Here is a 23,583-nt window from a genome sequence, read left to right on the forward strand (position 1 = left end):
ATCAAATGGGTTGGTCAGATGACATAAAATATCGTTTAAATAGACTAGATGTCGTTGGAAAGTTGATAGTGGCCAATATCGTCATGTTCATAGTTCCCATTATTCTGCGATCTGTGTTTGGGCTGTTCAAAATTCCATTTGTAAATATCGTAGAATGGTTAGAGCTGTATCCTAGTTTTGAGCGATTGCTCTTTCGGCCTTGGACCTTGATTACCTACGGATTTTTACATGCTGACATATGGCATATTTTCTGGAATATGTTCATTCTTTGGTTTGCAGCCAAAATGATCTTAAATCTTTTCAATGGGAAGCGATTTTTAAATATTTACTTTCTCGGGATCATCGCCGGCGGTCTAGCTTTTATGATCAGCTACAATATCTTTCCATTCTTCGAAAATAAGTTTGGCCCGATCGTGGGTGCTTCGGCAGGAGTAATGGCGGCATTGATCTTTATTTGTACCTATCTTCCAGATAAGGAAGTACGACTTATTTTCTTTAATGTAAAGCTATGGTACATCGCTGCTTTCTTTGTTATCAAGGACCTCATGCTTCTATCATCGGATAACGGTGGCGGAAGCTTTGCGCATTTAGGCGGTGCTCTGCTAGGATTTATGTATGCAAGGCAGCTGGCAAACGGGAAAGATATCGGTGCTGGCTTCGGGAAAATGATGGATGCCATATCAAATATGTTCAAGCCACGTACTAAAAGTCCCTTAAAGACCGTTCATAGAAAGACGAAAACAAATGTACCTTTTAAAAAGAGTACTACTGTCAAATCTGCGCAGCAGCAAAAGATAGATGCGATATTGGATAAGATCAGTAAGTCTGGCTATGAAAGCCTCACCAAGGCGGAGAAAGATTTCTTGTTCAAAGCTGGCAAAGAGGACTGACTTTTCGCAAGGTGCTTTCATCATAGAACAGTTGGAATAGGGAGCTATCATACTAATCAAAAAACCTTGAACCACTTTTGAAGAACCTTAGTTTTTTAGATAAGATCATATTTTTGATCAACTCCTTGTTTGCAGCCCTGTTGCTGTTGTCTTATGGTTTGCCCTATGTGTTTCCAAATGCTTTTCCTGTTCTGGCGGTACTTAGTCTTACAGTTCCCGTACTGATCTTGGTGAATCTATTCTTTGTGGTCTATTGGGTCATTAGGTTAAAGCGACAACTCCTGCTCTCGGCACTAGTACTTTTATTGGGATTTGGTCATCTCAATTCGCTTTATCGATTTTCGAACAAGTCATTCAAAAAGAATAGGGAAGACTTTTCAGTGATGAGCTACAATGTGCGGCTTTTTAATCTGTACGAATGGATCAATGATAAACGAACCGAGGATAATATTGTAAGCTTTATCGAGAAGAAGAACCCTGATGCACTCTGCTTACAGGAATTTCATTTAAGAAAGGAGGACGCTTTTTCTTCGATGTATCCCTATCGATATATAAAATTGAAAAGCCAAAACAATAAAGCGGGTCTCGCTATATTCTCTAAGTTTCGGATCGTAAACTCTGGGTCCTTAGATTTTCCAGATACTTATAACAATGGTATCTATGCAGATATCGTGAAAGGTACTGATACCATAAGGGTCTATAACTTGCACCTGGAGTCTTTGCGTATCGATCCCTATAAAGAAGAACTAACCCAAGAAAATTCCGGACGATTGCTGAAAAGGATGAGCAGGTCCTTTGTGAAACAGCAGTTTCAGTCCGATATTTTTGCCTTGCACCAGAAGGGACACAGATTTCAAAGAGTGGTCTGCGGTGATTTCAATAATACCCAATACAGCCATGTTTATAAGGAGATCAAAGGCGATATGATGGATGCCTTTGATGAGGCTGGAAGTGGTTTTGGGCGAACCTTCAAATTCAAATTCTTTCCTTTGCGCATAGATTTCATCTTTGTAGAAAAGCATATGAAGGTGAAGGGTTTCGAGACCTTTAAAGAGGAGTATTCCGATCACTATCCTGTGATGGCGACACTGAAGATTTAATTCAATAAAATCAATAGTTCATCATCCAACAATCCAATTGGTCGGCGAGGATATGTAACATCAATCCGACGCCTATGATTCTTGTCCACTTCGGAATAAGAAGAATAATATATACTGCTATGGCATAATACGAATGTAGCGGATGAAAATTGATACTGCATCGACTAGCATCAAAAATGGGGGTCGCCAACAGATGATCCAGGTCTATTAGCATAGCAGCCAAAAATAACAGATAGGCGGATTTCCATCGGGTCCGATAGCATAGCAGGGCAATCAGCAATGGGATCACGAAATGAAATCCATAATGAACGAGCATTCTTCCCATCAGAGGTGCAAATGTTGTGCTTGTAGATAGGTAAGCGCGTTGGTTCCCTCATTAAAAAGCAGGTCCAAGATGCTTAGGTCGTTCAAAAAGCCATGCTTTGTTCCAAATACTTGGGTGTAGGGCTCTAAGGACGTATGCTCTTTCTTAGCATTGACGAGATATCTCGCATCGACGCCAGAGCTAGAATTTAGTTCATACCTGCTCGTCTTTGTAATATTGGTATCCAATTGTAGCAAATCGTTGATCGTCTCGATGCTCTCCATGTTCAAGTCCAGAAGATACCTATGTTGCTTTTTAAAAATAGGGGCGATGTCATCTTCGTAAAATTCAAAGAAGGGCGATGTCCTGTAAGCTGTCTGCAACGATTTCCAATGCTGTTTTTGCCAAGGAAAATCGTTCTCTATCTTCACCTCCTTGTACTTTTGGTGCCCGGCTTTTTTGGTATGTTTAACAGGTATGTTCAGCGACAGTTTTCCATTGGCACCATAGACATACATTCTGTTGCGATAGGTTTGCTTTTGATAATTGTCCTCCATCTCAAAAACAACGTCATTCATTTGCGCTATAGCCACATAGTGCGATATCGAAGGAAAATAGGTTGGATGGAGCAATACGGACATATTTAGGCCGCTTTTTTACTCCTTCGTTTTTTCCAGACGTAGCTACCAACGATCCAAAGACCAATGACCACAAGAAAATGAATGAGGTAAGATCTTGGTTCACCATCACCACCGACCGTTGTAAAGATGCGATCCTTACGTATCTTCCATTGACCTATGGGTTTGCCGCTATTGGATCCGATACCATCTATACTCATCCAGATGAAGACGGGTTTTCCCACAATATGATCCTCAGGAACGAAACCCCAAAAGCGCGCATCTTGTGATTGGTGACGATTATCACCCATCATCCAGTAATAATCCTGTAAGAAGGTATAACGATCTGTGGTGACTCCATTAATTTTGATCTGATTACCCTCTACGGTAAGCGTATTGCCTTCATATTCGGTGATGATTCTATGGTAGATCGGTAGGTTTTCTATAGTGATTTGTTGTGTAGCTCCAGCAGCAGGCATGGTTATAGGGCCAAAGTTATCATTGTTCCCTAGACTTGCACCAACTGGAAAGAAAGCTGGGTCCGTTCCCTTTTCCGCAAATTTCTCTATGCTTTCGACCGATGGGTCGACTCTGAGTTTTTCCGCTTCTTCTTCCGTGATATTAAATATATAGGTGTCGGATACTGGAGATATTTTCAATGCCTGATTTACATTGGATGTGAACCCACCATTGAAATATACAGCTGTGGAATCTTCTTTGAAGAGTTTGAAATAACCAGCTCCTTTTGCGACCTCTTGCCGTATCAAATTCTTCGCATCCGTTCTATCGTATATCGACCTTGGCATCGAAGCAAGACTACTGATCAAGTTATCTTGCCCAATCTTATTTATCAGACCCGTTGTGATCCTCCCTTTGGTTTTTATGACATGATAGAATAGCGGCTTTGCTCTGTCTGGAAGAATACTTCGCTCCCCATTGATATAGATATAGCCATCTTTAATTTCCATTGTATCACCAGGAAGTGCCACGCAACGCTTCACATAATTAGTTCTTTTGTCGATAGGTTTATGTACCGGCGTACTTTTCGGGTCTAAGATATTGGTAAGGGTGTCGGTGGGCCAACTGAACACGACAATATCATTTCGTTCTATTTCTTCAAATCCTGGCAAGCGCAAATAGGGGAGTTGAGGTTTCTTCAAATAGGAACGTTGTTTCACCAATGGTAGGCTGTCATGGACCATAGGAAATGATATGGTCGTCATTGGAATACGCGCGCCATAATGGAATTTACTCACAAATAAGAAATCCCCTGTCATTAATGTTTTTTCCAATGATGAAGTTGGAATTACATAAGGCTGAATAAAATAGGTATGTACAAATGTTGCAGCTACTACTGCAAATAGAATGGAACTTACCCACTCTCCCGAGGAACTCTTAGGTTTGGTAGAGCGATTTTCCACATAGCTTACATCTGCGACATAATTAAGATAGTAATTGTAGAAGCCGAGAGTGATAACGGCCAAAAGTGTATCCTTTATGGTATTCTTGCCAAAACTCCGTGCAGTTTCTACCCAAATGACGGTGAACATGATGAGGTTAATGATCGGAATAAAAAGTAGTAATACCCACCAAACCGGTCTGTTGATGATTTTCATCAGGACTACTGCATTGTAGATGGGTACTGCAGCTTCCCAAGCCTTACGTCCTGCTTTAATATATAACTTCCATGTTCCAGCAAAATGTATGATTTGTAATACTAGAAAAAAAATGAACCACTGCGTAATTGTCATGATATCCTGTAAATTTTTACTTGTTGGTTTGTTTCAAATATATTTTGAATGTTACAAAGGTGCTGGCAATTAACCTAGGTTTAACACATCGCGCATGCTAAAGACGCCTGTCTTTCCTACGAGCCACTCCGATGCCACGACCGCACCAAGCGCAAATCCTTTTCTGTTATGCGCGGTATGTTTTATCTCTAGCGTATCTACTTCGCTATGATACATCACTGCGTGTGTGCCTGGTACTTCTGGAATACGTTTCGCAACGATAGGGATCTCATTAGCTTTGGCCACTTCGAGCGCCCATTGTTTATACGCTGAATTTTCAATGATACCCTCGGCCAGTGTTATTGCAGTTCCACTTGGCGCGTCCAGTTTATTGGTATGATGGATTTCTTCCATCGAGACCTTATACTGTTCTAGAGGGGCCATCATCTCGGCCAGTTTTTTGTTTAGCTCAAAAAAGATATTGACTCCCAAGCTAAAATTGGAGGCGTAGATAAAAGCACCTTTGCGCTGTTTGCAAAGAGTCGTAATTTTTTCGTAATCTGCCAACCATCCAGTAGTGCCAGATACTACCGGAACTCCGTTGTTCAGACAGTTTGCGATGTTGCCAACTGCAGAAGCAGGCACACTAAAGTCGATAGCGACATCTGCTTCGGTGATGTCGTATTCGATAGTATCCTTGTCAACCTTCAAGACTATATTGTGCCCACGGGAAATTGCTGCTTTCTCAATTTCTTTACCCATGCGTCCATAGCCTAAAATTGCTATATCCATTAATCAAAGTTAAATCTAAGCCTAAGCCCAGCGTTAGTGTTGTTGTTATTCGGATTCTGTTTAAAATAAGGGTCGATCGTCAAGGTAAGGTCTTCTCCTACGTTAAATTGCTTTAAATGCGCATCCACATTGGCGTCGATGATGTTCAACACATAGAGGCCTACGGTGATCAACATGGACAGGTCCCTATTCCTTCTGAAAAATTCTTGTGCATCGATCAGCCCCTGATTTGATATGATCTCTGTTTGTGTCTCTTGGTCAAAAAATTCATCGTCTCTGAAGCCCGCCAGTCGACGTTTGTACGCATCTCTGTATCGATTATACTCATTGTTGTTATCCACATAGAAATAAATGCTAGTTCCCATGGCGCCATAGACAATGGGGATCTTCCAATAACTCTTGTTGTATGCTTGACCCAGACCAGGCAATATGGCCGAATAGAAGGCTGCTTTGGAAGGCGCTAGTGGGTCTAGATGGATCTTTTTGTTCTTCTTATTGGCCTTTATGGTGTCTTGCTCGATGATCACCGTTTCCTGAGCATATAGGAAAGAAGAACAACTCACAAAAAGCAACAAGAAGCAGAATGAAAAATTACTTTTCACGCTTCATGAGTTTTTTCAATCGGGCAAAGTCATTTTCAGAATTGAACGGAATGATCAATTTTCCTTTGCCATTCTTTGCTAATTTAACGTCAACGTCTGCCGAAAAGTATTCTCCAAGCTCTTTGATGCCTTTTTTAATGAACTTCGGAGTTGTTTCCTCCTCTTTAGAAGGAATCTCAACATTGCTGGTCTCTTTATATTTGCGAACCAAATTTTCGGTCTCCCTTACGGAGAGTGAGTTGGAAATGATCTTTTGATAGATATCTAATTGATCGGAGGCATCTTCGATATTGATCAAAGCCCGGCCATGTCCCATACTTACAAAACCATCCCGCATTCCGGTCTGAATGATAGGGTCTAACTTAAGTAGACGTAGATAATTGGCAATGGTGGATCGTTTCTTACCAACGCGTTCGCTCATCTGCTCTTGTGTAAGTTTTATCTCATCGATAAGTCTTTGGTAGGAGAGCGCGATCTCTATCGGGTCCAGATCCTGACGTTGAATATTCTCTACCAAAGCCATCTCTAAGGACTCTTGGTCGTTGGTGATCCTAATATATGCGGGAATCGTATCTAGCCCCACAAGTTTTGACGCTCTGAAGCGTCGTTCTCCCGAGACCAGTTGATACTTGTTGAATTCTAACTTGCGAACGGTAATAGGTTGGATCACGCCTAGTTCACGAATGGAAGAAGCCAGTTCTCTCAATGTTTCCTCATTGAAGTTGGTCCTTGGTTGGAACGGATTTACTTCGATACTTTTAATATCTAACTCTACAATATTCCCGACAACCTTATCCGCATTTTTATCCGCTGCAGATTTTATGTCATTGTCTGGATCTTTCAGCAATGCAGACAGTCCTCTTCCTAGTGCTTGTTTCTTTGTTGCCTTCGCCATGCCTTATGCCTTGTTTTTCTTAATAATTTCGTGCGCCAAATTTAGATAATTCGTGGCACCCTTGCTACTCGCATCGTAATTGATGATGGTTTCTCCGAAACTCGGAGCTTCACTCAATCTGATGTTCCGTTGTATGATGGTCTTGAAAACCATATCGTTAAAATGCTTCTGCACTTCTTCCACGACCTGGTTAGAAAGTCGAAGCCGCGAGTCGTACATGGTCAATAGCAGTCCTTCGATATCCAATTCTGGATTGTGGATCTTCTGAACGCTTTTGATCGTGTTCAATAACTTACCGAGTCCCTCGAGGGCAAAATATTCGCATTGGATAGGAATGATGACCGAATCAGCGGCGGTCAGTGCATTCAAGGTGAGCAGGCCTAGGGAAGGTGCGCAATCGATCAGGATATAATCGTAGGTATCCTTTAGAGAGGTGATCGCCTTTTTCATCATGTATTCCCGCTGGTCCTTATCCACCAACTCAATCTCTATCGCTACAAGATCGATATGCGCCGGAATGATATCTAAATTTGGGGATTCGGTGGCGATGATCGCATCCTTGGCTCCGATCGTATGCTCCAAAAGCTGATAGGTACCAACTTCAACACCTTCTACATCTATTCCTAGACCAGAGGTGGCGTTTGCTTGGGGATCGGCATCTATGACCAGCACTTTCTTTTCTAATACGCCCAGTGAAGCTGCTAAATTAACGGAGGTGGTCGTTTTTCCAACACCGCCTTTTTGGTTTGCAATAGCAATGATTTTGCCCATGGATGAAGTAAGTTTAAGCGATAAAAATACAACTATTTGTGGGTTTTAAAAATGAATTTTGTTAACAACCGACTCTGCGAAAAATAGGCGCGTCGCCATAGTTGCCGCCGTTCGGATCATAGCCGATCATCAATTTTGAATCAAAGGTGTTGATGCTGTCCAAGATGATGAATAAACAATAAAATTGTTTCGCGCTTTTTAGATAATAGGTTTCCTACAGATTGCGATTCATTTACTTCATTCATCGATCAACATGACAGAAAGAATTCTGATCATCCCTACATGGTTGAATAACAGAACATTTTTCTTTTAATCGGCAACTTTTTTTCTGTTAAATGCTAGAGAAGTCTTATATTAGAAGACGCAAAATGCAGTTATGAAATACTTTGCCCCTTTTTTCATGTTCTCATTTTCGATGCTTTATGCTCAAAATGTCCCAAAAGAACCTACTTTTCCGCTACCTGAAAATCGATTCTATCAATTTTTGAACGACCCAAAGATCTATGACCCCAGTAAATTGGATGGAAATCCAAGAGAGGTTGTAAAGACTTTCGTTAGGTTCAATGACTTTGAACGTGTCGCCTATTCCGAAGTTACGAGAACGACATTTTCCAAAGACGGAAAGATCAATTCGCACAGAAAACAAGTCAGTGTGGGAGAGGGAAATTATACCCCTTTTGAAAAACCACGGCCCGATGTGGAAGTGGATAGCGTGGACAATTTGAGACGAGTTACGTTGACACAGGCAGGCGTTGATGATGTGGTGCAATTCTTATTCAAAAGCGACACCTTGGTGCGTATGTTGATGGATAGCGAGGAATATTTCGAAAAAGACTTTAGCTACAATGAACATCTTCAGCTTTCAGAAGTGAGGACCTACAAGCGAGATATCATGTATGATAAGGAAGGAGATGAAAGCACAAGGTACCTTGGGGATCGAAGAAATACGGAAGTTTTAAGATTTACCTATGATTCGCTTCAAAGAATGAAGGTCAAAGAGCGGCATTTGCTTTGGTTTGAGACCGTTAATGTGTATAAGACGGAATATAATTACGAACCCGATGGTGATATTTATTGTTTTTCCAGACACTACAATCGTTTCATGGCAGATAATATCGACCATAGCCTACCGATCGATGCGCACGAGTTTGCAGATTATGATGTCGTGGCAGGAGAGGAGACCTTTGTCGATGGTTATTTCTACTACGACGATAATGGAGATTTTGAGAGCTATCAGCTCGAGGACACCAAAGGTAATTTTGAGAAATTTAAGGTCTTTAGAACAGCACGGCTGATGAAAGTTGATGGTGATATGTTGATTCAGAATGAGAACGAAACGATTCGCAAGCGCGTTCTTCATTTGTATACTTATGACGATTTTCATAATCCGACTGAAATCCTATCGTATTTTTGGGATGGGGATATTAGACGTTTGGAAAAGAAGACGAGTATCGACATTGCCTATAAATTAAAGAGTGAAGAGAAAGAAATAAAGAAGAACGAAACAAAAAGACAACGCCAACGACGCATAAGACGCGAGCGCAGAAGGGTGCGAAAGGGTTATGCGACCAATAGTTATTGATCATTATGTAAACCTTTTACTACACTCGAAGATGACTCCTCAACATGAAGATGGCACGGGGTTTCGAAATGATTTCTTCTAATACTAGTCAAAAACTTTTACTTTTTGTTCTTAGAGCGGATCATCGCTTCTAGCATATCCCACATTTCTTTGGGTACTTGTTCTAGCATATTGAATTCTCCAGCGCCTTGCAACCATTCTCCACCATCAATCGTAACGACTTCACCGTTGACATAGGCCGAAAAGTCAGATACCAAATAGGCGGCAAGGTTGGCAAGTTCTTGATGCTCTCCAGCACGTTTGAGCGGTACTTTTTTAGTCAGGTCAATTTTTTCTTTGAGATCTCCAGGTACTAAACGATCCCATGCACCCTTGGTGGGGAAGGGGCCCGGAGCGATCGCATTAAAGCGCATACCGTATTTTGCCCACTCTACGGCCAAACTTCTGGTCATGGCCAGTACGCCAGCTTTTGCTGTGGCCGATGGCACGACGAAACCCGATCCTGTCCAAGCGTAAGTCGTTACAATATTTAAGACATTGGTGTTTTCTTGTTTGGTGTTAATCCAATGTTTTCCGAAGGTCAAGGTGCAGTTTTTGGTTCCCTTTAAGACAATATCGATAATGGTGTCAAAGGCATTTGCCGATAATCTTTCGGTGGGCGATATAAAGTTTCCCGCAGCATTGTTCAAGAGGATATCTACCTTTCCAAAAGCATCGATGACGGTCTTGTGCATGGCCTCAACTTGATCGATATGCCTAACGTCGCATTGTACAGCTAGGCAAGTTCCACCAGTTTCTGTTTCCAGTTCTTTGGCAGTTCCTTGCAACTTTTCTAGGTTTCTTGATGTAATGGCCACCTTGGCGCCCAACTCCAAAAAATATTTGGTCATTGCTTTCCCAAGACCGCTACCACCTCCGGTAACCACAATGTTTTTACCCTTCAACGCATCATCGCGAAGCATTTTATCTGTATATCCCATAGTCATTGATCAGTTAATTGTTCGAAATGTAAATGTAACGAAAATCCTAACTATTATGCATGCATAATAAGAAGTTATTCGTTGCTATCGATAAGAATATCGAGTATCTTAATAGCGGCATCGCTTATTCTGGTGCCTGGACCAAAAACGGCGACGGCACCAGCATCGAAAAGAAACTCATAGTCTTGCGCGGGTATGACCCCACCCACGATGACCATAATATCATCCCGATCGTATTTTTTCAATTCTTCGATGACCTGTGGAACCAGTGTTTTATGCCCTGCGGCCAAGGAGGACACTCCAAGTATATGTACATCGTTTTCTACGGCCTGTTTCGCTGCTTCGGCGGGCGTTTGGAACAGAGGACCGATATCGACATCAAAACCAACATCGGCATAACCCGTCGCCACCACCTTGGCACCACGATCATGACCATCCTGTCCCATTTTGGCGATCATAATTCTCGGACGACGTCCTTCGATCTCCGCAAACTTGTCGGCCAAATGCTTTGCTTTCTCAAAGCTTTCATCGTTTTGTATCTCTTTGCTGTACACGCCTGAAAATGATTGTATTTTAGCTTTGTATCTTCCGAATACCGCTTCTAAAGCATCCGATATTTCTCCGAGTGTTGCTCGTTCTCGTGCTGCTTCTACTGCTAAAGCTAGTAAATTTTCCTTTCCCGATTCGGCAGCCTCGGTCAACTTCTTCAGTGCCATGGCCACCTTTTCCGAATTTCTTTCGGCCTTTAGTTTTTCTAACTGTAGAATTTGTTGCTTGCGCACGGTTTGATTATCAACTTCTAAGATATGAAGTGGATCTTCCTCTTTCAATCGATATTTGTTAACGCCTACAATAATGTCTTGTCCACTATCTATGCGAGCTTGTTTTCGTGCGGCGGCCTCTTCGATGCGCATCTTTGGGATTCCCGCTTCGATGGCCTTGGTCATGCCACCCAATTCCTCTACCTCTTGGATCAGCTGCCAGGCTTTATGGGCGATCTCATTGGTCAAACTTTCTACATAGTAGCTGCCGGCCCATGGGTCGACTGTTTTGGTGATCTTGGTTTCCTCCTGAAGGAATAACTGTGTGTTTCTTGCAATTCTTGCAGAAAAATCAGTAGGAAGCGCTATTGCCTCGTCTAGGGCATTTGTATGTAGCGATTGTGTTCCGCCGAAAGCCGCCGCCGCCGCTTCGATACAGGTTCGCGCCACATTGTTGAAGGGATCTTGCTCGGTGAGACTCCAACCACTGGTCTGGCTATGGGTTCTCAGGGCCAATGACTTTGGATTCTTTGGGTTGAATTGCTTTACGAGCTTGGCCCACAGCATCCGCGCTGCGCGCATTTTAGCTATTTCCATAAAGTGATTCATCCCAATGGCCCAAAAAAAGGAGAGACGAGGAGCAAACGTATCGATGTCCATTCCTGCTTCTAGCCCCTTTCGTATGTATTCTAAACCATCTGCTAGGGTATAGGCCAGTTCGATATCGCAGGTGGCCCCAGCCTCTTGCATGTGATAGCCCGAAATACTGATACTATTGAATTTCGGCATTTCCTTGCTTGTATATTCAAAGATGTCCGAAATGATCTTCATCGAAGGGGTGGGAGGATAGATATAGGTATTACGGACCATAAATTCTTTGAGAATGTCGTTCTGGATGGTACCTGCTAATTGCTCGGGTCTTACCCCTTGTTCCTCGGCGGCAACGATATAAAAGGCCATGATGGGTAATACAGCGCCATTCATGGTCATAGAGACCGACATCTTATCTAACGGAATTTGATCGAAGAGCACCTTCATATCTTCAACCGAGTCGATGGCCACCCCAGCCTTTCCGACATCGCCGACCACACGTTCGTGGTCACTATCATAACCTCTATGGGTGGGAAGGTCGAACGCAACAGATAATCCCTTCTGTCCAGCGGCTAGGTTACGACGGTAGAAGGCATTGGATTCTTCGGCAGTGGAGAAACCAGCGTATTGCCTGATGGTCCACGGACGACGCACATACATGGTGGAATAAGGGCCGCGAAGATTGGGTGCTATCCCGGCTACAAAGTCCAAGTGCTCTACTTGATCGACATCTTCCTTGCTGTATTGGGATTTTATTTCAATACCTTCGGCGGAGGAGAAACTAAGGGTTTTCTTGGCCATTGATTTGTCGCTATCGGATTTCTTTGCAGTGATGTGTTGGATGTCCTTTCTCATGGTCAAGGTCTAATCTATTCTTTTTTTAATCGTTCCTGTTCTAATTTTTCCGTCAGACGTTTTTCGATTATGGGGACGATCGCCGTCTTTCTCGGATGCTTTTTTACAAAAGGATAGAGTTCTAGGTCATCCTTCATACGATCTTCTTCGTTGGGGTACTTGTTAGATCCGATCAACACCTCTTCATTTTTGTCAAAGGCATCTTGCTCCTTATCTGCATGCTCTTTGATCTTTCGTTGGATGGTCCCTTCTTTCAATTGCTTTAAAAATCCGCCGTTAGCTTCAATATCTTTAAATAGTGCCAATGCCTTTTCTGCTAATTGCTGAGTTAATTCTTCAATATAATAGGCACCATCAGCTGGGTTGTCCACTTTATCAAAATAACTTTCAGATTTTAGGATCAGCAACTGGTTGCGAGAGATCCGTTCGCCAAACTCATTGTCTTTGTGATATATGGCGTCGTAGGGAAGATTGCAAATGGTGTTGGCCCCTCCCAAAATAGCACTCATACTCTCTGTCGTGGTGCGAAGCATGTTCGTATTGTAGTCGTAGAGCGTTTTGTTTCGTCTTGTTGGAGTTGCAAGAATATGGCATTCAGGATGGAAGCCAAACTCCGTCGCTACCGAATGCCAAAGCAATCGTAGCGCTCGCAATTTGGCAATTTCAAAGAAATAATTAGTGCCTACAGCCATTTTAAAAACCACCGTACTATTCAATTTGTTTTTGGCATTACCCAGCACGTTCATGTATTCTGTTGCATGGGCGATCGAATACGCCAATTGCTGCACCAGGTTAGCTCCCGCATTTTGATAGAGGGTAGCGTCGATGGCGAGTGTGGGTAGATGACCGAATGCGGTCGTCAAAACATCGAGATCTTTTTTCTCATCGTGAAACCAATTTCCGCTTCTTGCAAGATTACCGATGACGTCGTTATGGATATAAAATGACGTGTCTTTTAATGCCAAGGACTTTATTTTTTCTGTGAAGTCGGCAGACACATATTGCGGTTCCAAATGTATCGAAACCTTGTTGAGATCGATGTCTTTAAAGAGCTTTAAGAGATCAATGCCCTCAGATGGTAAGACAAACCACAGGCTTTCGGCACCGCGAGATAATATATCAGTTGCCTTTCTATTGGCGCCCATTTCATCTGCCACATAGATTTTTTGGCAAACTTCCCAGGCGGTTGCATTGGATTTTATGCCTTGTGGGGTTTTCTGATCATCACCATGATAAAATGGTTTCACATCGATTCCTTCTAAGGAATTCCAAATGAGGGTGTCGTTGTAATCTGCACCTTTCAGATCGAATTGTATTTTCTGCTTCCACTCCTTCGCAGAGACGGCATTGAATTCCTTAAATAATTTTTTTGTCATTATTGGTTGGTGTTTAGGCTATCTTCGTATTCTATGATATAAATTTCTTCACCTTCCTTTTTCATATAATAGCGCTCGCGCGCATATTTTTCTAATTCCTTTGGGTCTCTCAATCGATTCAGTGTTGCTTTATCCTTGAGGATCTCTTCCTTGAGATGCCTTTTTTGTTGCTCCAACTTTTCGATCTCCTCATTAAGCTCTTTGTGGGTGAGCCACGAGTTGGTATCTAAAAAAAGCATCCAGATCACAAATCCTGTAACAGTGAGTACGTAGACATTACTTATGATGGCGAACCATTTCTTTTCTTTTAGCCTTTGATAAAACTTCATCTAACTCGATTCTAAATAGCGTTAAAGCCGTTCATTGATAATAGTGCGTACAATATCAACAGCTACCGTATTGTATTTATTGTTAGGGATGATAATATCGGCGTATTCTTTTGTGGGTTCTATAAATTGTTGATGCATTGGCTTCAGCGTGGTTTGGTAGCGATTTAAAACTTCATCTATATCACGTCCCCGCTCATTGATATCTCTACGAACCCTTCGTATCAAACGTTCGTCAGAATCCGCATGCACAAAGATCTTTATGTCGAACATGTCTCTGATCTCCTGATTGGTGAGGATCAAAATGCCTTCGATGATCATCACTTTTCTCGGATGTGTAAGTACGGTATCTTTTGTACGATTGTGCTGCACGAAAGAATATACGGGTTGATGAATGGGCTCTCCGTTTTTAAGCATTTCTAGATGCGAGGCCAAGAGGTCGAAGTCGATAGCTCTTGGATGGTCAAAGTTGATCTTTGTCCGTTCTTCGTAAGAAAGGTTTGAAGTGTCTTTATAATAAGAATCCTGCGATATGACTCCAACTTCGTCCGGAGGAAGTTCATTGATAATTTGGTTTACCACAGTGGTTTTTCCACAACCAGTACCACCGGCAATTCCTATGATCAGCATGCGCGATTACTTTTTGACAAATTTAGGGATTTGACTTCTATTTAAAAGTGATATTTGTCAAGGATATTTTTATGCTTAGTTAATGACAATTTTATTACGGCCTTCATTGTAGGACCAGGACCAAGGACAAGGGCTGACCTAAAGTCGGGTCTAGCGGTTCTAAAATTTCGATGGTGGAAAGCCCGATTTTAGAAACACCCTCTATCCAATCGCAAAATGTTCTAGCATACAAAATATGTCCATCCACGAAATTACCAGCTAACCCCTTCCAGGAGTCGTGGATCCATTGGCTTTTATATGATAACCGTTGGGAGATCAAAAAAAAGGGGTGAATGGTTTGTATGAAAATCTTTCCTTTCGGAGCTAGGGTATTCTTGATCGCAGCTAATAGTTGAAAGGTCTTTTCCTGTTCATAAAGGCTGAAATTAAATACAACTGCATCAAAAGGACTGGAAGGAATCATCGTTCCTCCAATGATTTCCTCGTAAAGGAGTTTGTAGTAATCTTGATTCCCTTTTGTCTTAGCATTTTTCACTAATTCATCTGTTGCGTCAATTCCTACGGTAAAAATACCCCGGGAAGAAAGCTCTCTGGACAACCAACCCTCACCGCAACCGACGTCGAGCAATTTACTAGGATTATGCTTCAGAATAGTATTTACAATGACTTTATTGGTAACCGCTCTTGAGGGAATCAATTGTTTGTCAATTGTATTGATCCATTCTGAAGCATTTATATTCCATGAGTCTAAAATATTTTTCATAGATTACTTATATACTTGGATCATTTGGCGTATTTGGATTGCTATTTCTCTCATTATCCGGGTAGGGATAATAATTACGGTTGCGTTCTTCGTTATATTGCATAGCGGCGCCACTAGGTTGTGGACGCCCAAATCTTCTGCTATCCTCTAGACTCATCCCGGTAAGGAACAGCTCTGCTCTTCTATTTCGATACACTTCTAAAAGAAGTGCATCCACGGTGGTCGCCCCTGCGTACGCACCCACATTGGCATTAATTCCGAAGGGGTCACTATTATCCGTAAGCACATCATTAATCGCATTGATCGCTGCAGACGTATCTGGGGTTGCTTTCCGCAAATTGGCTTCAGCGATGATCAGATTCATCTCATCGGGAATATAGACAGGGATATCTTCGGTATTTATATCAAAGAAACCTGCTAGATCTTCTATAGGCAAACCGTTTTGATTGGTCTGGCTCAGTGGAATCAAATAAAACCCTGATCGACCATCCATTGTGTCATAAACAAAAGTGCTAGGTAAACCAAAATTATCCCGAGGCTTAAAATTTGGCGCACTGTTTTGATAGACTCTGGCCCAAATAGGATTTAAGTTTTGAGTGTCGTATTTAAAAACCGAGGTACTGCTTTGATCAACATTGTTTGCGGCGGTTATCGCGGCGTCATAATTACCTGCAAAGAGATAATACCGGGCCAAAAAGGCCTCGATGATATTTTGTAGGTCGATGTCTCCTTTGGTGATTTCCTGTTCAAACTCTTGAGAGACAGGTGTGGCCACTATCAGTGCCTTAGCCTCATTCAAAAGCTCTATTGCTCTTTCAAAACCAGCTTGTTGAGGTACGAACGAAGCATTATTATCCTGATTCGTCTCAATTACGACCTGCTCATAGTTTTGTGCTAAACTACCGATGCATAAAGCCCTATACAATTTGGCATAGGCCGTAAGTCCGCTTTTTGTGCCTGGAGCAAGACTGATGCCGGGTGTGCTAGACTCTACATCCTCGGCTATCTTCATTATTCTCAGCATCGTGGCCCATAGCCCCCTTACGTTGGAATTGAAATTTGGAAGGTCTGCACCTCCATCCTCTAGTTCGATCATATTTTGAAAGGTAGTGGTAATTCCGCCCTCTCTTGTCGTGATGGCAGGTGTTTCAACAATCCACCGGATTCCTGTAGTTGAGTATAGCTGTTGCATTCCAACGGTAGCTGCCAAAATACCTTCTCTAGATGAATAGGTCTGTTCATCTGTAGCGGCGTTTGGATTATCAAAGTCCGTCTCACATGAAACCAAGAAAACCAATAAGATAAGTCCTTTGACTCTGAGATTTTTAAAGTTGAATATATTTTTCATCGTTGTAGATTTTAAAAGTTAAAAGGATACATTGATTCCAAACTGAAAGGTTCGAGGAATAGGTACGGCTGCAAAGTCAAAACCGCGTACATTACCTTGGCCACCAGTGTTGACCTCTGGGTCCCAGCCACTATAGTCATCCCAAGACACTAGGTTTCTACCGACGAGGCTCAGTTTGATATTATCAATTGCTTTAAACGGGGTTTTTATATTATAGCTGAGGGAAACCTCTCTTAATTTAATAAAAGAACCATCTTCTACAAACTCTTCGAAGATACCTGCTTGGGCACCGCCAAATCCTTTAGGGCGATTGCCCAATAATTCTTCACCAACATTAGAACCACCACCAAATATAACATTGTCTAACAAACGTCTGTTCCAATTGAACACATCAAATCCTTGGACAGCATCGAACTGTATGCGAAAATCAAAGTTCTTGTAACTGAATTCGTTGATCAGCGAGCCATACCAGTCGGGATTTGGATCTCCCAAGACCTTTGAAGATTCGCCATCGGCGGTAACCCCTCTAAAGGGATATCCGTCCGCATCCAGTGCAATATCACCATTGGCTTCTCTAGCGTAAAATTGACGATAGAATACTCCCAGCGGTTGCCCTTCTATGACGAAGTTGGTAGAAAAACTTCCTGCAAGCGCAAATTGCTGACCGGCAACATTGGTGATCACATTGTCATTGCTTGTATACGTCGCGGTGATGTTCCACGAAAAATCGTTCGTTTTAATTGGGGAAGCCCTAAGTAAAACTTCTATTCCCTCATTTTCCAAGGTGCCGACGCTTTCAAATCTTGAACCGAACCCAGACGATGGTGACAGCTCCCTCTGAAGGAGAAGGTCTGAAACCTCCTGTTTGTAATAGGTAAATTCAACACCCAACCGTCCATTGAGGAAGCTAGCATCGAATCCCAATTCAAATTCCTCTTGTCGTTCAGGAGCGGCATCGGAATTACCTAACAAGGTACTCGGTATAAGGCTTGTGGATCCATTGATGGCACTTGGGGAAAAGTTAGTAAAACGAGAGAATTGGGCTAAAGCATCCAATCCGCCAGATTGTCCCCACGCTGCGCGTAATTTCATTGTTTCAAAAATATCTCCAAAGGTGTTTTCCCAAAACCCTTCTTCCGAAACAACATAAGAGATGCCTGCTTTTGCATATAATTGATCTCGCTCATCTTGCCCAAATGCAGAGGATCCGTCAGTACGTAAGGCGCCATTGATAAATAGTTTGTTTTTGTACCCAAAGCTTTGCTGAATAAAACCACCCCATAGCGCGAAAGGAATTCTTGTCTCGCCTTGCTCCAAAATACTACCCGAAGTTGCAGTTTCTACAATTGGGGGCAAACCGAGGGCTTGGATACCTATACGTTCTGTTTCTTGAAACTGATAGGTACCTCCAATAGTTGTCGTACTTTCGATATCGGGAGTGATAGTGGTTCTATACGTTATATTTAGGTCGCTGTTATATTGAAAATTGTTCGCATCGCTCCTTCTTGCAAAGCCGTCACCATTTGGGGAGGTGTTGTTTATTGGGATGAAAGCGGTTCCCGACTGATTGTAATAATCTATTCCCAAAGTGTATGAGGCCGTAAGTCCCTTAAAAATTTGGGCGTCTAATTTGAAGCTGGTAATGAAACGATTGGTCTTATTTCCAAACTCGAAACGGTTTACTGCTTCTGCAGGATTGGTCCTTGGAACCAATAAGGAGGTAACTGGATAGACACCTGATGAATCGGGTGTAGGGTTGATAGAGTTGTCACTAAAGACAAAGCCTGTAATCGCGCCATAGGCCGAATTGATACCACCATTAGGGATGTCACTGCTAACGCTTCGCGTGAAGTTAAAATCACCTGTGATATCCAACCAGTCAAAAGTTTTGAGACTTACATTCGTCTTAAAACTGGTTCTTTTGAAGTTGGTATTCTTTATGATGCCCTCATTGGCAAGGTGCGAAGCAGAAACGTAATAGTTTACATTTTCCGAACCGCCGCTCACAGATAGGGCATTTTCAAAACCATATCCCGTTTCAAAAAATTCTTCTTGATAATCATAACGTGTTACCGGGATGGTGGCTAGGTTGTTTCTATCAAAGGGATCGACCCAGGCAAGACCAACAGTGTTATAGTCGATCTTTTTGCGTAACGAATTGCTTCGAACATTTGTGGTGAAGTTGAATTTGGGTTGGCCGATGATTCCCTTTTTAGTGAAGATCTGTATCACCCCATTGTTCGCCCTAGACCCATAAATTGCCGCTGCTGCTGCTCCTTTGATCACCTCTATCTTGGCAATATCATTCGGGTTGATATCGGCTAACCTGTTTTGAGTATTTCCGCCAATGTCCACCAATTCATTGCTGGCATTGTTGATGATAACACCATCGAGAATATATAAAGGCTGATTGCCTCCTAAGGAGCTAGAGCCTCTCAACAATACGGAAATGCCGCCTGCTGGGTCTCCAGAGTTTTGGGTCACTAAGGCTCCCGTGATTTTTCCCTGTAGTGCCTGGTCTACTTGTGTGGAAGAATTGTTGGTCAGTGCTTCGGCATTTACCGATGAGATATTGTTGCCCAAAGCTCGTTTGTTTGCACCGATGACATTTCCGGTGACGACTACTTCATCTAAATTTAGAAGATCGTCAGAAAGCGTGAAGTCTATTGTGATCGTATTGCTATCAGCTGTATTAAAGGTAGCTCTGGCAGTAGTATATCCCACATAGCTGGCGATAAGGAGATACGAGCCGGCGTCCAATATAGCTGTGAATTTATAGTTGCCGTCAAAGTCAGAGATGCCACCGTAAGAGGTACCATCGATAAGTATTGAAGCGCCGGGAAGGGGTGTCCCACTCTCCTCGTCTGTAACGGTCCCTGAAATGGAATAAGTGTTCTGTGCTTTTATAGAAAAACACATCAACAAGGTAAGGGTCACCAAGAAGAGATGTCTCGGTCTCCATTCCTCATTTCTAATTGCGTTGAGAAATACTGTCATAATGTTTTAATTGGGTTGATCTATTATTATTATACCTTATCAAAAATGATATCTAACAAATCCTTCAACAGCCTCATATTCGGCAAGGCCGAGCTGATCGTATTTGTTGGCAGTCTCTCGGTTACGCTGTTCAGCTCTTTGCCAAAACTCTCGTTCATCGGCACCTGGGAACATCGCTTTGTCCTTTTGAGATTGATGTCTAAAGATGGCGTTCCGCTTTCTTTTCATGTCTTTGGGACCGATTGGGACGGCCATTTCCATGTCGGCAATATCCCATTCTTGCCACGCACCTCTGTATAGCCAGAGATAAGTGTCTTTCAGCCAATCGATATTTTCACTAATTAGTTGTTCAACAGAATTGATTATAATTTGCAGGCACACACGATGCGTGCCGTGAGGATCGGAAAGGTCGCCAGCGGCGAAGATCTGATGTGGTTTTATCTCGTTAAGAAGCTTTAAGGTGATATCGATATCTAGTTGAGAGAATGGTTTTTTCTTAACCGTTCCTGTTTCGTAAAAGGGGAGATTAAGGAAGTGCATATTTTTTTCATCAATCCCACAATAGCGGCCTGCAGAGAGTGCCTCTCCTTTTCGTATTAGGCCTTTGAGCTCTAAAATTTTTGGAGGATCCAAGTCACCTGCATGCTTTTGTCCTATGAAAAATTGTGTTTCCTCAAATAGCTTTTTAGCTTCACTTTTTGCCTCATCATGTTGAATCGCTTCGTGGGCGAAGTCTAAAAAACGCAGCACATCATCATCGAATACGGCTATATTTCCTGAGGTTTGATAGGCAACATGTACATCATGTCCTTGGTCCACCAACCGCATCAAGGTGCCTCCCATCGAGATCACATCGTCATCGGGGTGTGGACTAAAGATGAGTACTCTCTTTGGATAGGGAGAAGCTCTTTCAGGTCTTTGAGAATCATCGGCTTTAGGTTTACCTCCTGGCCATCCACTAATGGTGCTTTGCAACTGGTTAAAGACCTTAAGATTAATTTCTTCGGCTGAACCGATTTCAGCGATAAGGTTGCCCATACCATACTCGTTGTAGTCTTCATTTGTGAGTTTTAAGATGGCCTTATTTGTTTTGCCTGAAAGCCAAATGGTCGCTTTTTTGATCAACTTTTCATTCCAACTACATTCAGATACCAACCACGGTGTATCAACTCTAGTTAGCTGTGATGCTGCTGCTTGATCCAGAACGATTTCGCAATTTGAATGTTGCTGAAGAAAGGTGGCCGGGATAGATTCCGTGACTGGACCTTCAACCGTCTGTTTAATGATCGCTGCTTTGCCTTCACCCCAAGCCATCAAATAGATCTTTTTAGCTGAGAGTATTGTTCCTACGCCCATGGTTATTGCCCTAGCTGGAACGTTTTCTTCTCCAAAAAAATCACTTGCCGCATCTAAAATGGTTACTTTGTCCAATCGAATTAATCTTGTTCGGCTGTTGATTGAAGATCCTGGCTCGTTGAATCCCACATGACCAGTTCGACCGATGCCCAATAGTTGAATATCAATACCTCCTATTTTCTCAATTTTTTGTTCGTACGTTCTGCAGTATTTTTGGACCTGTTCTTTGGTTAAAGTACCATCAGGGATGTGAATGCTCTCTCTGGCGATATCAATATGGTCGAACAGATGTTCGTTCATGAATCGAACATAGCTATGAATAGAATCTGGAACCATGGGATAATACTCATCAAGATTGAATGTGACTACATTCCTGAAACTCAATCCTTGATCTTTATGGAAATGCACAAGATTCTCGTATACTTTGATCGGACTAGATCCAGTAGGCAAGCCTAATACTGCGGGTTGACCCTTCTTGGTCTTCTCTTGAATTAGGAGGGCAATTCTTTTAGCAAGATAGTAAGAAGCCTTGTTAGAATCCTCATAAATTCTGGTATGAACCTTTTCAAATTTTCTGGATTCTGAATAAGCAGGGTCATACACTTTTTCTTTAGCAGCTTGATCCAGCATGGTGGTTGGTCTTGGTTATCTCTACTAAAGATACTAAAAAGTTATGTTCTAGATGTTTAGAGCTTCTTATTCGTATTGAAGATACGTCGCTATATCGAAGTTATGGTGACCACTTTTTCGGTCCCATATCTTTGCATGATCCTTTAAAAAACCTTACTCTGGAACAATTTTGAGGATACCCTTGTTTTCTACCGCCACATAAATATAGCCATCGGGTCCTTGCCGTACATTTCTTACCCGTCCGACACCGTCGAAGAGTTTTTCTCTATAGGTCACTTGATCCTCTTTTAACTCAAGTCGTTCCAGATATTGGAAGGCTAATGAACCAACCAGCAAATTGCCTTTCCAGGCGGGATATTTGTCAGAGGTGACAAAGACCATTCCGCTCGGCGCGATCGACGGGGTCCAATAATGGATGGGTTGCTCCATCCCTTCCTTTTCAGTGAGCTCGGTGATTCTAGTACCACTATAATTAATACCATAGGTGATCACCGGCCATCCGTAATTTCTTCCTTTTCGCATGATGTTGAGCTCGTCGCCGCCACGAGGTCCGTGTTCGTGCGTCCAAATTTCACCAGTCAGGGGATGTTTGACCATGCCTTGAGGATTTCGATTCCCATAGGTAAAAATGGCCTTTTTTGCATTGGGGCTATCTACAAACGGATTGTCTTTCGGGATTCGCCCATCATCATGAATTCGATATACTTTGCCACAATCCCTTGTGATATCTTGTGGATTTTCATCCCTATTGCCACGGTCACCGATCGTAAAATAAAGATATCCATCATTATCGAACTCTAGACGACATCCAAAATGTTGCCCTCTATTGCTGTTGGGAGTAGCTTTATAAAGCACTTCCTTATCGCTGAGTCGACCTTCTGTAATTTTCGCTCTCATTACTGCTGTGTTGGCCCCATTTTTTGGACCTTCAGACGATGCGTAGGATAGATACAACCAACCATTCTCTTCGTAATCCGGATGTAATTCGATATCCATAAGGCCTCCTTGACCAAGAAGTGCTATTTCTGGGAGATCTTGTATTTCTTGTTTTGTGCCATTTTTGAAATGGATAAGCTTTCCAGATTTCTCTGTGATCAGCATGCTGCCGTCAGGCAAAAAGGTCATGCCCCACGGAATATACATGTCATCTACAACCGTAATGAGTTTATAGTTTTGAATGGGGCTTGATTGTGCTTTCAACTTACTTGGCTGTTGTTTTGCACAAGCAAAAAAGGCTAGGCAAATTAAAGTGTACAAGATTCTCTTCATGACCAATAGATTAATATCTGAAATTACAAATTATTCTTTATTACAATTAAATAAAAACTATATATTTGCAATCCTTAATTTGGGAGGGCAATATACATTACACTTAAGTTATAAGCTTCTCCCAACATGGGGCCTACTAGGTTTTGGAGTAGTTATTGAAACTTAGTATTTGGTATTTGACATATTGTTTTATTTACACCATTCGGGGTGTAGTACCGCAACAAGTGCGGGACAGGCTCCGCTCGGTATCGCGCCTTGGCGCTGCAGGTTTCATTCTTTTGGAATTTGCCATTTGAAATATTGATTATTTCACTATTCGGGGTGTAGCGTAGCCCGGTCATCGCGCCTGCTTTGGGAGCAGGAGGTCGCAGGTTCGAATCCTGCCACCCCGACCAACAAAAGCCAGACACACTGTGTC

Annotated in this window: 20 protein-coding genes and 1 tRNA gene; 4 read left to right on the forward strand and 17 right to left on the reverse strand. The window is 42.3% G+C overall.

Annotation, left to right across the window (positions count from 1 at the left end; all coding sequences use genetic code 11):
• Positions 1-5: 5 nt before the first annotated feature.
• Both ACFQ1M_RS03925 and ACFQ1M_RS03930 read left to right on the forward strand, forming a co-directional pair.
• Positions 6-890 carry a rhomboid family intramembrane serine protease gene (locus ACFQ1M_RS03925; protein WP_386404180.1) on the forward strand — a complete coding sequence of 295 codons (885 nt, stop codon included), beginning with the start codon at positions 6-8 and terminating at the stop codon, positions 888-890.
• A gap of 77 nt (positions 891-967) precedes the next feature.
• Positions 968-1,990, forward strand: a complete 1,023-nt coding sequence (locus ACFQ1M_RS03930) for an endonuclease/exonuclease/phosphatase family protein (RefSeq protein WP_386404183.1) — start codon at positions 968-970, stop codon at positions 1,988-1,990.
• A 10-nt stretch (positions 1,991-2,000) separates the two neighbouring features.
• Here ACFQ1M_RS03930 and ACFQ1M_RS03935 read toward each other — a convergent pair whose 3' ends face one another.
• The 7 genes from ACFQ1M_RS03935 to ACFQ1M_RS03965 all read right to left on the reverse strand — a co-directional run bounded on the left by ACFQ1M_RS03935 (position 2,001) and on the right by ACFQ1M_RS03965 (position 7,701).
• On the reverse strand, positions 2,001-2,315 hold the full coding sequence (locus tag ACFQ1M_RS03935) for a DUF6122 family protein (protein ID WP_386404186.1): 315 nt from the start codon (positions 2,313-2,315) through the stop codon (positions 2,001-2,003).
• Complete coding sequence (locus ACFQ1M_RS03940) at positions 2,315-2,935, reverse strand: WbqC family protein (RefSeq protein WP_386404189.1); 621 nt, start codon at positions 2,933-2,935, stop codon at positions 2,315-2,317. Before ACFQ1M_RS03940 ends, ACFQ1M_RS03935 begins: the two co-directional genes overlap by 1 nt.
• 2 nt (positions 2,936-2,937) lie before the next feature.
• A complete protein-coding gene (lepB, locus tag ACFQ1M_RS03945) occupies positions 2,938-4,662 on the reverse strand; it encodes a signal peptidase I (RefSeq protein ID WP_386404191.1) in 1,725 nt (574 codons plus the stop codon).
• Between the two features lie 69 nt (positions 4,663-4,731).
• A complete protein-coding gene (gene dapB, locus ACFQ1M_RS03950) occupies positions 4,732-5,433 on the reverse strand; it encodes a 4-hydroxy-tetrahydrodipicolinate reductase (RefSeq protein WP_386404194.1) in 702 nt (233 codons plus the stop codon).
• Positions 5,433-6,035, reverse strand: a complete 603-nt coding sequence (locus ACFQ1M_RS03955; RefSeq protein WP_386404197.1) for a DUF5683 domain-containing protein — start codon at positions 6,033-6,035, stop codon at positions 5,433-5,435. Before ACFQ1M_RS03955 ends, dapB begins: the two co-directional genes overlap by 1 nt.
• Complete coding sequence (locus tag ACFQ1M_RS03960) at positions 6,025-6,930, reverse strand: ParB/RepB/Spo0J family partition protein (RefSeq protein WP_386404200.1); 906 nt, start codon at positions 6,928-6,930, stop codon at positions 6,025-6,027. The genes ACFQ1M_RS03955 and ACFQ1M_RS03960 overlap by 11 nt, the downstream gene beginning before the upstream one ends.
• Before the next feature lie 3 nt (positions 6,931-6,933).
• Positions 6,934-7,701: a ParA family protein gene (locus tag ACFQ1M_RS03965; RefSeq protein ID WP_386404203.1), complete on the reverse strand. Its 768-nt coding sequence runs from the start codon at positions 7,699-7,701 to the stop codon at positions 6,934-6,936.
• 376 nt (positions 7,702-8,077) lie between these two features.
• Here ACFQ1M_RS03965 and ACFQ1M_RS03970 point away from each other — a divergent pair, with 376 nt between their 5' ends.
• Positions 8,078-9,283: a hypothetical protein gene (locus tag ACFQ1M_RS03970; protein WP_386404206.1), complete on the forward strand. Its 1,206-nt coding sequence runs from the start codon at positions 8,078-8,080 to the stop codon at positions 9,281-9,283.
• A 98-nt stretch (positions 9,284-9,381) separates the two neighbouring features.
• Here the strand turns inward: ACFQ1M_RS03970 and ACFQ1M_RS03975 are convergent, their stop codons facing one another.
• The 10 genes from ACFQ1M_RS03975 to ACFQ1M_RS04020 all read right to left on the reverse strand — a co-directional run bounded on the left by ACFQ1M_RS03975 (position 9,382) and on the right by ACFQ1M_RS04020 (position 23,165).
• On the reverse strand, positions 9,382-10,263 hold the full coding sequence (locus ACFQ1M_RS03975; RefSeq protein ID WP_386404209.1) for an SDR family oxidoreductase: 882 nt from the start codon (positions 10,261-10,263) through the stop codon (positions 9,382-9,384).
• A gap of 74 nt (positions 10,264-10,337) precedes the next feature.
• The gene (scpA, locus tag ACFQ1M_RS03980) at positions 10,338-12,470 is read right to left on the reverse strand and encodes a methylmalonyl-CoA mutase (protein WP_386404212.1); all 2,133 of its coding nucleotides are present in this window, start codon (positions 12,468-12,470) and stop codon (positions 10,338-10,340) included.
• A gap of 14 nt (positions 12,471-12,484) precedes the next feature.
• On the reverse strand, positions 12,485-13,846 hold the full coding sequence (locus ACFQ1M_RS03985; RefSeq protein ID WP_386404215.1) for a methylmalonyl-CoA mutase subunit beta: 1,362 nt from the start codon (positions 13,844-13,846) through the stop codon (positions 12,485-12,487).
• Positions 13,846-14,175 (reverse strand): FtsB family cell division protein, encoded by a 330-nt coding sequence (locus ACFQ1M_RS03990; RefSeq protein WP_386404218.1) that lies wholly within the window; start codon positions 14,173-14,175, stop codon positions 13,846-13,848. Before ACFQ1M_RS03990 ends, ACFQ1M_RS03985 begins: the two co-directional genes overlap by 1 nt.
• Before the next feature lie 21 nt (positions 14,176-14,196).
• Complete coding sequence (gene udk / locus ACFQ1M_RS03995; RefSeq protein WP_386404221.1) at positions 14,197-14,802, reverse strand: uridine kinase; 606 nt, start codon at positions 14,800-14,802, stop codon at positions 14,197-14,199.
• A 103-nt stretch (positions 14,803-14,905) separates the two neighbouring features.
• A complete protein-coding gene (locus ACFQ1M_RS04000; RefSeq protein ID WP_386404224.1) occupies positions 14,906-15,565 on the reverse strand; it encodes a class I SAM-dependent methyltransferase in 660 nt (219 codons plus the stop codon).
• Between the two features lie 7 nt (positions 15,566-15,572).
• Complete coding sequence (locus ACFQ1M_RS04005; RefSeq protein WP_386404226.1) at positions 15,573-16,913, reverse strand: hypothetical protein; 1,341 nt, start codon at positions 16,911-16,913, stop codon at positions 15,573-15,575.
• An 18-nt stretch (positions 16,914-16,931) separates the two neighbouring features.
• On the reverse strand, positions 16,932-19,910 hold the full coding sequence (locus ACFQ1M_RS04010; RefSeq protein ID WP_386404229.1) for a SusC/RagA family TonB-linked outer membrane protein: 2,979 nt from the start codon (positions 19,908-19,910) through the stop codon (positions 16,932-16,934).
• Positions 19,911-19,949: 39 nt separating this feature from the next.
• Entirely contained in the window at positions 19,950-21,896 is a 1,947-nt protein-coding gene (nagB, locus tag ACFQ1M_RS04015) for a glucosamine-6-phosphate deaminase (protein WP_386404232.1), read from the reverse strand.
• Between the two features lie 153 nt (positions 21,897-22,049).
• Positions 22,050-23,165, reverse strand: a complete 1,116-nt coding sequence (locus tag ACFQ1M_RS04020) for a PQQ-dependent sugar dehydrogenase (RefSeq protein ID WP_386404235.1) — start codon at positions 23,163-23,165, stop codon at positions 22,050-22,052.
• A gap of 317 nt (positions 23,166-23,482) precedes the next feature.
• Here ACFQ1M_RS04020 and ACFQ1M_RS04025 point away from each other — a divergent pair.
• Positions 23,483-23,560 (forward strand) — tRNA-Pro (locus tag ACFQ1M_RS04025).
• Positions 23,561-23,583: the final 23 nt, after the last annotated feature.

The sequence above is a fragment of the Sungkyunkwania multivorans genome (assembly GCF_042675645.1).
Taxonomy (GTDB): domain Bacteria; phylum Bacteroidota; class Bacteroidia; order Flavobacteriales; family Flavobacteriaceae; genus Sungkyunkwania; species Sungkyunkwania multivorans.